Source organism: Streptomyces flavotricini, assembly GCF_020639365.1.
In the GTDB taxonomy this organism is placed as follows: Bacteria; Actinomycetota; Actinomycetes; order Streptomycetales; family Streptomycetaceae; genus Streptomyces; species Streptomyces flavotricini.
The window spans coordinates 691,089-702,446 of the sequence record NZ_JAINUL010000001.1; the positions used below are offsets into that span (position 1 = coordinate 691,089).

The 11,358-nt window shown below is 75.3% G+C and carries 10 protein-coding genes and 1 pseudogene; 4 read left to right on the plus strand and 7 right to left on the minus strand.

What is annotated here, in order from left to right; genetic code table 11:
* Positions 1–51: 51 nt before the first annotated feature.
* The 5 genes from K7B10_RS03495 to K7B10_RS03515 all read right to left on the minus strand — a co-directional run bounded on the left by K7B10_RS03495 (position 52) and on the right by K7B10_RS03515 (position 4,702).
* Entirely contained in the window at positions 52–1,272 is a 1,221-nt protein-coding gene (locus tag K7B10_RS03495; RefSeq protein WP_229334473.1) for a cytochrome P450 family protein, read from the minus strand.
* Positions 1,269–2,528 carry an FAD-dependent oxidoreductase gene (locus K7B10_RS03500; RefSeq protein WP_229334474.1) on the minus strand — a complete coding sequence of 420 codons (1,260 nt, stop codon included), beginning with the start codon at positions 2,526–2,528 and terminating at the stop codon, positions 1,269–1,271. The genes K7B10_RS03495 and K7B10_RS03500 overlap by 4 nt, the downstream gene beginning before the upstream one ends.
* 57 nt (positions 2,529–2,585) lie before the next feature.
* Positions 2,586–3,415, minus strand: a protein-coding gene (locus K7B10_RS03505) for an IS5 family transposase (protein ID WP_372481531.1) whose coding sequence is annotated in 2 segments (ribosomal slippage) — positions 2,586–3,079 and positions 3,079–3,415 — 831 coding nt in all. Because the reading frame shifts where the segments join, the coding sequence is not laid out codon by codon here.
* Positions 3,416–3,533: 118 nt separating this feature from the next.
* Positions 3,534–4,274, minus strand: coding sequence for an SAM-dependent methyltransferase (locus K7B10_RS03510; protein WP_229334475.1), 741 nt, complete (start codon positions 4,272–4,274; stop codon positions 3,534–3,536).
* A 44-nt stretch (positions 4,275–4,318) separates the two neighbouring features.
* Complete coding sequence (locus tag K7B10_RS03515; protein WP_229344732.1) at positions 4,319–4,702, minus strand: MerR family transcriptional regulator; 384 nt, start codon at positions 4,700–4,702, stop codon at positions 4,319–4,321.
* Between the two features lie 134 nt (positions 4,703–4,836).
* Between K7B10_RS03515 and K7B10_RS03520 the strand changes: the two genes are divergently transcribed.
* On the plus strand, positions 4,837–5,511 hold the full coding sequence (locus K7B10_RS03520; RefSeq protein ID WP_229334476.1) for a class II aldolase/adducin family protein: 675 nt from the start codon (positions 4,837–4,839) through the stop codon (positions 5,509–5,511).
* Positions 5,508–5,948 carry a carboxymuconolactone decarboxylase family protein gene (locus K7B10_RS03525; RefSeq protein WP_229334477.1) on the plus strand — a complete coding sequence of 147 codons (441 nt, stop codon included), beginning with the start codon at positions 5,508–5,510 and terminating at the stop codon, positions 5,946–5,948. The genes K7B10_RS03520 and K7B10_RS03525 overlap by 4 nt, the downstream gene beginning before the upstream one ends.
* Before the next feature lie 28 nt (positions 5,949–5,976).
* Here K7B10_RS03525 and K7B10_RS03530 read toward each other — a convergent pair whose 3' ends face one another.
* Complete coding sequence (locus tag K7B10_RS03530) at positions 5,977–6,381, minus strand: hypothetical protein (RefSeq protein WP_229334478.1); 405 nt, start codon at positions 6,379–6,381, stop codon at positions 5,977–5,979.
* Between the two features lie 112 nt (positions 6,382–6,493).
* Complete coding sequence (locus tag K7B10_RS03535) at positions 6,494–9,655, minus strand: AfsR/SARP family transcriptional regulator (RefSeq protein ID WP_229334479.1); 3,162 nt, start codon at positions 9,653–9,655, stop codon at positions 6,494–6,496.
* A gap of 334 nt (positions 9,656–9,989) precedes the next feature.
* Between K7B10_RS03535 and K7B10_RS03540 the strand changes: the two genes are divergently transcribed.
* Together K7B10_RS03540 and K7B10_RS03545 are read left to right on the plus strand one after the other, a co-directional pair.
* Positions 9,990–10,226 carry an MbtH family protein gene (locus tag K7B10_RS03540; protein WP_229334480.1) on the plus strand — a complete coding sequence of 79 codons (237 nt, stop codon included), beginning with the start codon at positions 9,990–9,992 and terminating at the stop codon, positions 10,224–10,226.
* Positions 10,223–11,358 (plus strand): annotated as a pseudogene (locus tag K7B10_RS03545) (hypothetical protein); the annotation flags it as partial. The gene K7B10_RS03540 and the pseudogene K7B10_RS03545, both read left to right, overlap by 4 nt.

Consider the following 11,358-nt stretch of genomic DNA (forward strand, 5'->3'; position numbering starts at 1 on the left):
GCGCCGTCCAAGCGTTTTCCGTGTGGGTGACAACCGCCCGAAAGACACGGCCTAGCCGCCCGGAGTGAAGGTCACCGGGAGGGTCAGGGGGCCGCGCAGGCCGCCGGGGCGCCAGGGGATCTCCGCCGGGGGGACCGCCAGGGCGAGTCCGGGCAGGCGGCGCAGGGCGGTGCCGATCGCGATCTGACCCTCCAGACGGGCCAGCGGAGCGCCCAGGCAGTAGTGGATGCCGTGCCCGAACGCCAGGTGCGCGTTGTCCGGCCGGGTGATGTCCAGGCGGTCGGGATCCGGGAACCGCTCCGGGTCGCGGTCGGCGACGGCCGAGCCGATCAGCACCGTCGCGCCGCGCGGGACGCGCACGCCCGCGATCTCCACGTCCTCCCGCGCGAAGCGGGCGATGCCGGGGCTGACCGGGCCGTCGAAGCGCAGGAACTCCTCGATCGCGCCCGGCAGCAGCCCGGGGTCGGAGCGCAGCCGGTCCAGCTGGTCGGGGTGGGCGAGCAGCATGGCGATGCCGCCGCCGATCAGGTTGACCGTGGTGATGTAGCCGGCGGCCAGCAGCAGGAACACCATGGCGACCAACTCGTCCTCGGACAGCCGCGCTTCCTCGTCCCGGGCGGTGATCAGGGCGCTGAGCAGGTCCTCGCCGGGCTCCGCCCGCTTGGCGCCGATGAGTTCGCCGGCGTACCCGCGCATGTGCCGCCACGCCTCGTTCACCACGGCCGGATCCGGCGGCTCCGCACCCCGCATGATCATGCGGTCGGTCCAGTGCTGGAACTCGTGCCGCTCGTCCACCGGTACGCCGAGCAGTTCGCTGATCACCGTGACCGGCAGCGGCAGCGCGAAGTCCTCGATGAGATCGGCACGGCCGTCCGCGACGACCGCGTCCAGCAGCCGGTCGGTGACCGCCTGGATCCGCGGCCGCATCTGCGCCACCCGGCGCGCGGTGAACGCCTTGGAGACCAGGCGGCGCAGGCGCGTGTGGTCGGGCGGATCGCTGCGCAGCATGTTGCCGAGCATCGACTCGCGCTCCGTGTCGGGCAGCTGCTGCAGGAGCCGGATGTCGGCGGCGTCGCGCACGTCGCTGCTGAGGCGGGAGTCGGACAGGGCCGCGAGCCCGTCCTCGTAGCGCGTGACGAGCCAGGCCTCCAGAGCCCCCGCGATGACGACCCGGCGCACCGGGCCGTCCTCGCGCAGCTGCCGGTACAGCGGGAACGGGTCCGCGACGAAGGCCGGGTCGCCGTAGGGGAGGAGTACCGGCTGCTCGCTCACGCCACCTCCCGCACCGCGTCGCCGCCGCGCAGCGACTGCGCAGGCGGCCGCTCGCGCAGCGCCCCGTACCCGATGAAGTAGGCCGGCACCCGGTTCAGCCACCGGGAGTCGGTGACGAGCTCGGTGAGCCGCTTGGCCCGCCGGGGATGGCCGAACGCGGCGCGGCCGGCCAGCAGCGGCTCGATCACCTGGGCGTGGGCCATGCGCTGCATGCCCTGCGTCGCCACCGTCGTGGGCATGCGGCGGAGCTGTACGCGGCGTACGTCGTGCAGCCCCACGGTGCCCTCGCGCAGCGGGCGCACCAAGTGGCGGGCCGCGGCCACCGCGTCCTGCACGGCGAGGTTGATGCCGATGCCGAACACCGGCGACATGGCGTGGGCGGCGTCGCCGATGCACAGCAGCCCCGGCCGGTGCCAGCGGCGCAGCCGGTCCAGCCGTACGTCGAGCAGCTTGACCTCGTCCCAGGAGGTGACGGAGTGCGCCCGGTCGGCCAGCCACGGCACGGCGTCCGCGAACTGGTCCATGAACCGGTCCACGCCCTCCGCGCGGCGCTCGGCATCGGTCCCCTTGGGGATGAGCCCCGCGATCTGCCAGTAGTCGCCGCGGTCGATGAGCGCGCTGAAGAACCGCTCGCCCAGGCCCCCCACGAGCCCGCTGGGATCGTCCTCGCGGCGCGGCAGCCGGAACCACCAGGCGTCCATCGGGCAGGGGAAGCCCTCCAGGCCGAGCTCGGGCAGCACCCGGGCGAAGGACCCGCGGCCGTCGCAGGCCACGGTCAGCGCGGCCCGGAGCTCGCCGGCGGCGCCGTCCGCCGTGCGGTACCGCACGCCCGTGACCCGGCCGCGCTCCATCAGGAAGGACGTGGCCTCCGTGTTCATGAGCAGCCGGAAGGTCGGCTCCTTGCGCGCCTCGTCGGCGAGCAGGTCGAGCAGGTCCCACTGCGGGACCATCGCGATGTAGTTGTACTTGCCGTGGAGCGCGGCGATGTTCCCGACCGTGACGAGCGTGCGGTCGGGCCCGATCGGCAGCTGCACCGAGGTCACCCGCCGCTGCGGCAGCTGGGCGAACCGCTCGGCGAGGCCGATGTCGTCCAGCAGGGACAAGGTCGACGGGTGCACGGTGTCGCCGCGGAAATCGCGCAGGAAGTCACCGTGTTTCTCCAGCACGGTGACCTCCACCCCGGCCCGGGCCAGCAGCAGGCCCAGCACCATTCCGGCGGGCCCGCCTCCCACCACACAGCAGGCCGTACGCTCCACGGCAACCACGTCCCTTCGCCGGCATCGGATACGTCCCTAGGAGTTGTCGTCAAAGTGTCAGACCCACATCAGGATCGATGCGAGGGTGACGGCTGCCTTGTAGGACTGGGCGGTCTTGTCGTAGCGGGTGGCGATGCCTCGCCACTGCTTGAGGTGGTTGAAGCACCGTTCCACGACGTTGCGGTGCTTGTAGACGTCCTTGTCGAAGACCGTGGGGCGGCCGCCGAGGCTGCCCTTGCGGGCCCGGTTGCGCACCTGGTCGGCCCGTTCGGGGATGGTGTGCCTGATGCCGCGACGCCGCAGCCAGGTGCGGATCGCCTTCGAGCTGTAGCCCTTGTCGCCGATGACGTGATCGGGCCTGGTCCGAGGCCGGCCCGGACCGAGGCGGGGCACCCGGATGGCGTCCATCACCGTGGTGAACTGCGTGCAGTCGTTGGTGTTCCCGCCGGTCAGGACGAACGTGAGGGGGCGGCCGACGGCGTCGCAGGCGAGGTGGATCTTGCTGGTCAGTCCGCCTCGGGACCGTCCGAGGGCCGGGCTTTGGTGCCCCCTTTTCGGGCCCCGGCGGCGTGCTGGTGGGCGCGGACGATGGTGGAGTCGACGGACACCAGCCAGTCGATGTCGCCCGCGGCGTCCGCCTTCGCCTGGGCGGCCTGCAGCATCCGGTCGAACGTGCCGTCCGCCGCCCAGCGGCGGAAGCGGGTGTGGAGGCTGGTCCACGGGCCGTATCGCTCGGGCACGTCCCGCCAGGGGACACCGGTACGGAACTTCCACACGATCCCGTTGAGGACCATCCGGTCGTCCAGCCGGGGCCGCCCCAGCGCAGGCCGGGGCAGCAACGGGCGTATGAGGTCCCACTCGGCATCAGACAGTTCATGGCGACGTATCACCACCCCATGATCCACAATCCAAGATCACTTTGACGACAGGCTCTAGGACGTATACCGCACCCGCGGCGCCGGACGCGTCAACGGCGAAGACGCGCCGCGAAGGAGGCGGGACCTCCTAGCGGCCGGGCGTGCGGCGCAGGACGAGGGAGACGAAGCCCCAGGTCTCGCGGTAGGTGTGCAGCCATTCGGAGCGGCGGATGTTCGCCGTTTCGAGCACCTGCGAACTGTCCGGATCGGCAGGGTGGTCCAGGGCCCACGACGCCAGCGAACCCCAGTTGGACCACTCGTACGCGTCCAGCTCGGCGCGCGTGCTGACGTGCCCCTCGACGGGGGTCCACCCGTCGGCGACGATCCGGTCCACGGTGGTCGCCAGGTCGGCGAAGTCGCCGAGCATGTCGACGGCTTCCGGGGACGGTGCGTGCTCCCAGAACCCGTCGCCGATGACGACGCGGCCGCCGGGGGCCAGGTGCTCGCGCGCCGCCGCGAGGGTGGGGAGCAGCCCCCCGAACGCGTGCGTGGATCCGACGCTGAGCACCAGGTCGAAGGGGTGCGGGGAGGCGAAGTCCTCGGCCGGCGTCTTGTGGAGGGTCAGGCGGTCTTCGACGCCGAGCTCGCGCGCCGCCTTCCCGGCCAGAGCCAGGGCCTCCTCGGAGATGTCCACGCCCTCGGCGCGCACGAGCGGCTTCGCGGCCAGTGCCCTCAGCAGCCACTCTCCGGTGCCGCATCCGAGGTCGAGGACGCGCTCGTCGCCCCGCGGGAGCCCGCGCTCAAGCAGCCTGCGTACGGACGCGTCGTCGAGCGGGGCCTTGATCGGGTGATCGGCGTGGGCGATCGCGGAAATCTGTTCACGGTTCATTGGGGGGCAGCCTCTCAACGAAAGGCGGGACGCGCACCTCGATTTCACTGCGCGGTCGGCGCACGCCACGAGGCCATCTGCTCCCGGAAGTTCGGGCAGGCCACGATGTCCGTCCTGCTGCACTGGAGGGCGTGGGTCAGCAGCTGGTGGGCGTGCTCGAGGTCGACCTGGCGCTGCTCGATCTCGGCGACCTTCGCGCGGATCATCGCCTGCCGGCGCGGCTGGTCCTGCTGCAGCTCGCGGATCTCGGCCAGGGTCAGGCCCGCCTGCTGGCACTTGCGCAGCAGCACGATCCGCTCCGCGGCCCCCACCGGGTAGCGCCGCTGCCCGCTCTGGCGTTCGGGCTGGGGCAGCAGTCCGTGGCGCTCCCAGTACCGGATGGCCGAGGCGGGTACCCCGGTGGCCTCGGCGAGCTGCCCGATCGTCATGCGCACGTCCGGCCGCCTCCCTCGCTCCTCGCCGACGTTTGACTTGAACCTTAGTTCAAGTTGAAGAGTGGGACGCGTACGGGACGGCAGCCCATCAGGGGCCGCCGGCCACGGCATTCGAAGACAGGACGGCCATGACCAGCACAGACGCACGACGTGAGATACGGGACGAGGCCCACCGGCTCGTGGAGGCCTCCCGGCGCCTCTTCGAGGCGGGAGTGATGTCGCATTCCGGCCACGCCAACCTGAGCGTCCGGCTCGACGCCGAGCGCTTCATGCTGACCCCGGGCTTCGTCCGCGGTCTGCGGCCCGAGGACCTGGCGACCGTGAGCCTCGACGGGCAGGTCCTCGAAGGGGAACTGCAGTCCGTCAGCATGGAGATCATCGCCATGCACAGCGCCGTCTACCGCGCCCGCCCGCGGGTCGGCTCGGTCATCCACACCCACTCGCCCTCCGCGACGGCCTTCGCCGTGGCCCACCGGCCGCTGCCCTGCCGCACCGAGCCGATGCTGCGTTTCGGCCAGGCCGAGGACGTGCCGGTGGTGCCGTGGGGGCCGCGCGGTTCGGACGTGTCGGTGAGGGGAGTCGTCGACGCCCTGACGCACAGCCCCACGACCGCCGCGGTGCTGCTGGCCAACCACGGCCTCCTGGTCTTCGGACCGGACCCGGCGGACACCGCCCACCTCGTGGTGGCCATCGAGGAGAGCGCCGAGGCGGAGCTCGCCGCGGCGGCCATCGGCGGGGCCGTGGATTTCCCCGAGGGCGCGCTGGAGACCGTACGGGCGTCGATCGCGCGGGTGGCGTCGTGAGGAGCCCGGAAGAGCCCCCCGCCCCGCGGGCCGAGGCCGTACGCGAGCGCTACCGCGCCACGCTCGGCGCCGTCCCGGCCGGCGTCGAGGCCCGTCTGGACCTGGCCCTGGCCCACGGCCGCCTGCACACCGAGGAGGCGGTCGCCGAGCTGCGGCACATCGTCCTGACGGACAACGCGCTCGGCGGGCGCGTACAGCAGCTCGTCCACTTCGGGCAGCTCCTCGCCCTCGGCCGGGCCGACCCGGCGCGGATCCACGCCCGGGGAGCCCTGCACGCCGGAGCCGACGTCGCCGACCTCATCGGCGTGGCCGAGACCTCCCTCCTCACCGCGGGAGTCCCGGCGTACGCCCTCGGCATCGAGACGGTCCTCGAACTCGTCCACGCCCAGGAGGCCGGGCCGCTCCGGGGCGCGGCTCCCGCGGCCGGCCGGCGGTGAGAGGCGGCGGTCCACGCCGACCGCCCCGTCAGGCGCCCGGCGGCGGGGGCTCGACGACGACCGCCGAAGGGGCCAGGAGGGACCGGTCCACGGGGAGTGCGGGGCCCGTCAGGACGACCAGGTCCGCACCCAGGAGGGCCCGTTCGCGGGAGGCGGCCGTGGTCAGGACCGTGCCCTGCGCCGCGGCCAGCGCGGCGGCCCCGGGGTGCGGCCAGTGGGCCGGGCCCGGATGGACCGTGATGTTGCCGAGGCCGGGCACCTCGCGCACCAGCGCCGCGAGGTGGGCCGCCACGGCCGGGCCCGTGCCCAGCACGGTCGCCGAGCTGACGCGCGGCACGAGCAGGGTCCGGGCCGCCGCCGCGCAGAGCCGTGCGGCGGCCTCGTAGGGGAGGACGGTCTCGTACGGGAGGGCCGGCGGGGCGGTACGGGGCATGCGGGTGCCTTCCTGCGAGCGGGGCCGCCTGCCCCGGTGCCCGCAGCGTGCCGCCGCCCGCTACCCGCCCGCTATCCGCCGGCCGCGCGCACGCCGCTGACCGCCCCCACCGCTACCCCGCCGACCCCCGTACGAGCAGCTGCTTGCCCGCCAGTTCCGAGCGCAGGCGGGCCGCCGCCGGTGCCGGGTCGGCCGCCAGCAGCGCCTCGGCCGCCGAGGCTTCGGCCAGGGCCGCCGCCGGGTCGCCGGCGGCCGCGTACGCGTCGAAGAGTGCGCTGGCCGCACGGCCCTGCCAGACCCGGCCGCCCTCCAGGCCGCCGAACACCTCCCGCGCCGCCGCCAGATGGGCCACGGCCGCGTCGGCCGCGCCGCCCTCCAGCGCGGCCCGGCCCAGGGCGAGCGCGATCCGTCCCTCCGCCGCCCGGTCGCCGGTGCGCCGGGCCAGGGCCTGCGCCTGCAGCAGCGCCCCCTCGGCGGCTTCGCCGCGACCCGCGCGCCCGTGCACCAGGCCCAGGCCCAGCAGTGTGTGCGCCTCCCCGGTGCGGTCGCGGGCGGCCCGGTCCATGCGCAGCGCCCAGTTGAAGGCCTGGGCGGCGAGCTCGCCCTCCCCGGTGTGCAGGTACAGGGCGCCCAGCCCGCGCACCGTCTGGGCCTCGGCCCGAAGCGAGCCCGTCTCCCGGCTCAGGCCCAGCGCCCGGGTCAGCAGCTCCCGCGCCTCCCCGGGCCGGTCCTGCTCCAGCCGCGCGGCCGCCTCCCCGGCCAGGGCGAGCGCCTCGCCCGCCCGGTCCCCGGCCTCCCGCAGCAGTACCGCGGCCGCGGCGTGTCCCTCGGCCGCCGCCGCGTGGTCGCCCCGTACGGCGTCGGCGCGCGCGCGGAGCCACCGTACGAGGGCCGCCCCGTGCCGGTCACCCCGTACGCGGAAGGCCTCCGCGGCCGAGGCCAGCAACGGCGCCGCCTGCGCGGCCCGGTGCCGGAACAGGTGCAGCGCGGCCAGAGTCGTGCGCGCCGCGGCTGCGCCCCGCGCGTCCCCGGCCACCTCGCAGGCGGCCAGGGCCAGTTCGGCGCACTCGCGCCAGTCCTCGGTGTGCGCGCGGGTCTCGAAGTGGCCGGCGCAGGTCAGCGTCAGGTCCCAGGCGCTCTCGTGCAGGCCGCGGCCGGCTGCCCGGCGCACCGCCGCCACCAGCGCGTCGTGCTCCCGCTCCCACCACGGGCCCGGAGCGGCCAGGATCTCGTCCGCGGCGGCGGCGGGGAGCTCGTACAGCGGCGACCGGGCCTCGCCGTGCAGGACGAGGAAGTCCCCGCCGTGCTCGCGCCGGTGGGCCTGCGCGGCCAGCGACAGCCAGGTGTCCAGCACCCGGCGCACCGCCTCCGCCGACTCCCGCGCGCTCTCCGTCGCCAGCAGCTGCTCGCGGGCGAAGACGCGGATCAGGCCGTGGAAGCGGTAGCGGGCCGTGGTGCAGGAGCCGGTGCCGGTACCGATCCCGTCGCCTTCCCCGCCGCCGCCGGGTACGAGGTCCAGCAGCTGGGAATGGACCAGCTCCTCCACCACGTCCTCCGCCGCCGCCGGATCCGTGCCGAGCAGCGCGGCCGCCGTCCAGCCCGGGAACTCGGCCGTGTCGAGCAGCGTCAGCAGCCGCAGCAGCCGGGCCGGCTCGGGGTCCAGCGCCCGGTAGGCCAGCGTGATGTGCGAGCGCAGCTCCATCCCGCAGTACGAGAACTCGTCGAGCCGGCCCGCCTCGTCGCGGAAGCGCCGTACGAGCCGGTCCAGCGTCCAGTGCGGCCGGCACGCCAGTCGCGCCCCCACCACCCGCAGCGCCAGCGGCAGCCCGCCGCAGAACTCCGCCAGCTCCAGGGCCGCCGGGAGCTGGCCCGCGATCCGCTCGGCCCCCGCGATCCGGGTGAGCAGCTCCACCGAGTGCGCCTCGTCGAGGACGTCGAGGCGGACCTGCCGGATGCCGGGCAGGCCGGTCAGCGGGTAGCGGCCGGTGACGACCACCGCCGAACAGGCGTCCCCCGGCAGGAGTTCGCGGACCGCGCTCTCGTCGGCCACGTCGTCCAGCACGATCAGCACCCGACGCCCCGCCAGCAGGCTCCGGTACAGCGCCTGGCGCTCGCCGCGGCCCTCGGGAACCGCGTGCGCGGGCACGCCGAGCGCGCGCAGGAAGCCGGCCAGCACCCCGGACAGCGCGTCATCGCCGCTGTCGCCGAGACCCTCCATGGCGGCGTACAGGCGGCCGTCGGGGAACCGCTCGCGCAGCCGGTGCGCCGCGTGCACGGCCAGGCTCGACTTGCCGATGCCGTCCTTGCCGCAGATCCCGGCGATGCGCACGGGTTCCCCCGTACGGCCGGACACACCGTCCGGGCCGGCGAGGAACTCCGTGAGCTCGGCCAGGTACTCCCCGCGGCCCGTGAAGTCGGGCAGGTCGGAGGGCAGTTGTTCGGGTCGTACGGGGCCCGCGGCCGATGCCGGTGCGGGCTGCGCCGCGGGCGGGCCCCCCGACGGGCCGACCGGCGCCGCACCGGCCGCGTCGAGGGAGGGGTCGCGGTTCAGGACGGCCGCCTCCAGGTCCTGCAGGGCGCGGCCCGGCTCGATGCCGAGCTCCGCGTCGAACACGGAACGCAGCCTGCGGTACACCTCCAGCGCCTCCGCCTGCCGGCCCGAGCGGTACAGCGCCAGCATCAGGCTCGCGTGCAGCCCCTCGCGCAGCGGCTCGGCGGCCGCCAGCGCGAACAGCTCGCCCGTCATCTCGGCGTGCCGGCCCAGTGCCAGGTCGAGGCGGGCCAGTTCCTCAAGGGCGGTCAGCCGCTGCTCGTCCAGCAGGGTCGCCCCCCGGCGCACCGGATCGCTGTCCAGGCCCAGCAGGGCCGGGCCCCGCCACAGGGCGAGCGCCTCGCGCAGGTGCCGGGCCGCGCCGGCCCGGTCGCCGGCCGCGGCGTACGAGCGGGCCCGCGCCAGCAGCGCGGCGAAGCGGTGCGCGTCCAGCTCCTCCTGCGCGATGTGCAGCCGGTAGCCGGCCGCGGTCGTCTCGATCGCATCGGGACGCCCGGCCCGGGCACACGCCTTGCGCAGCGCGGAGACCGCCGACTGGACCTGGGTCCGCGCCGTCTCCGGCGGGGACTCGCCCCAGATGGCGTCGACGAGCAGTTCCTGCGGGGCGACCTGGTTGGCGTGCAGGGCCAGCACCGCGAGGACGATCTGCTGGCGGGGTCCGCCGAGGGGGCGCGGTACGCCGTCCTGTGTGAGCTCCAGCGGACCCAGAAGGCCGATGTTCATCTGCGATTCCCCCATTCCCGGCGGCCCGTTGGTCCATGGGCGGCCGCGGGCAGGCTATGGGCCGCCGGACGGCCCCCACCAGGGACCGCGGTGCGGGGTTCGCGATGCGTGGGATCGGCCGTGCCGATGGGGGGCGGCGACCGGCCGCGGCACCGGGTTGCGGCGACGGACGCGGTGATCGGCGGGACGGGGGTCCTGACCGGGTCCGATCGGGTTTTCTGATGGGCCGGTTCGGCACCCTCCATCGGCCGTCCGTTGTGGCGGCGAGGTCCGCTGAACCAGTCTGACCGGGCATTTGTCAACGCAATCAGCCGCAATCCCCGGAGGTTGGACCGTGTTCCAGGACGACGACGAGGGCCGGTACGACGTCGTGATCAACGACGAGGAGCAGTACTCCATCTGGCCGCAGGTCCGCGAGATCCCGGCGGGCTGGCGCGCCACCGGGTTCAGCGGGACGAAGGACGCCTGCGTCGCCCACGTGGACGAGGTCTGGACGGACATGCGGCCGCTCAGCCTGCGTCAGGCCATGGCGCAGGACGCCGGGGCCGCCGCCGGAGCGGGGCCTCGGTGACCACAGGCTCGATACGCCCGCTGATCGGCCGTGGGGAGGAGCTCGCGGCCGTCCGCCGGCGGTTCGCCGCCCTCGGTGACGGCCCGGCCCTCGTCGGTATCGCGGGGGACCCGGGCCTGGGCACGACGCGGCTCCTCACCGAGATCGCCGCGTGGGCCGCCCGTGCCGGCGCCCACGTCCGCACCACGAACCCGGAGGCCCTCCCACAGGCCCTCGCGGCCCTCCCCGCCCCGGCCGCCGCGCCCGTCGTCGTCATCGTCGACGACGTCCACCGGTGCGACGAGGCCGCGCGGGAGGCGCTGACCGGGCTGCTGGAGACCCCGCGGGACGGGGTGCTGCTCGTCCTCGGCCACCGGCCCCGGCAGTGCCCGCCCGCTCTGCTCGCCGCGCTGACCGCGGCCCGCCCCGGCCTGCACGCCGAGCACCTCGACCTCGCCCCGCTCGACCGGGCCGGCGCCGAGGAGTTCGCCGGGGCCCGGCTGTGCGCCCGCCACCGGGCCACCCTGTACCAGGACTGCGGCGGCATCCCCCGCCTGCTCGCCCTGCTCACCGCCTCCTGCGAAGGCCCCGGCGCCTGCCCCGGGGACGCCCCCGGAACGCGCCCCTTCGCCGCCCGCGCCGCGGCCCCGCTGCTCGCCGAGGTGGCCGCGCTCGGCCCGCACGCCCGACTGGTCGCGCACGCCGCCGCCGTGCTCGGCGAGCCCGCCGAACCCGACGCCCTCGCCGAGGTCGCCGAACTCGACCGCGCCGCCGTCCTCACCGCCGTCGACGAACTCCTCGCCGCGGACGTCCTGCGCGTCTCGGCCGTCCCCGGCCACGTCGAGTTCCGCCACCCCCTGCTGGCCCGGCTCGTGCACACCGCCGTGCCCGGCGGCTGGCGGCTCGGCGCGCACCGCCGCGCCCGTACGCACCACCAGGCCCACGGCCGTCCCGCGGTCCGCCGCGCCCGCCACGCCGAACAGGCCTGCCGGCCCGGCGACGAGTCCGGTGCGACCGAACTCGTCGCCGCCGCCGAAGAGGTGCTCGCCACGGCACCCGCCACGGCCGGCGCCTGGTACACCGCCGCCGCCCGGCTGCTGCCCGCCGCCCCCGCGCACCGGGCCCGACGCCGGGAGCTGCTCGCCGCCGCGGC

Coding starts and splice junctions, on each gene's coding strand:
- K7B10_RS03510 (WP_229334475.1), bottom strand. CDS start 4,274: ATGAACCGTGAACAGATTTCCGCGATCGCCCACGCCGATCACCCGATC.
- K7B10_RS03515 (WP_229344732.1), bottom strand. CDS start 4,702: ATGACGATCGGGCAGCTCGCCGAGGCCACCGGGGTACCCGCCTCGGCC.
- K7B10_RS03520 (WP_229334476.1), top strand. CDS start 4,837: ATGACCAGCACAGACGCACGACGTGAGATACGGGACGAGGCCCACCGG.
- K7B10_RS03530 (WP_229334478.1), bottom strand. CDS start 6,381: ATGCCCCGTACCGCCCCGCCGGCCCTCCCGTACGAGACCGTCCTCCCC.
- K7B10_RS03535 (WP_229334479.1), bottom strand. CDS start 9,655: ATGAACATCGGCCTTCTGGGTCCGCTGGAGCTCACACAGGACGGCGTA.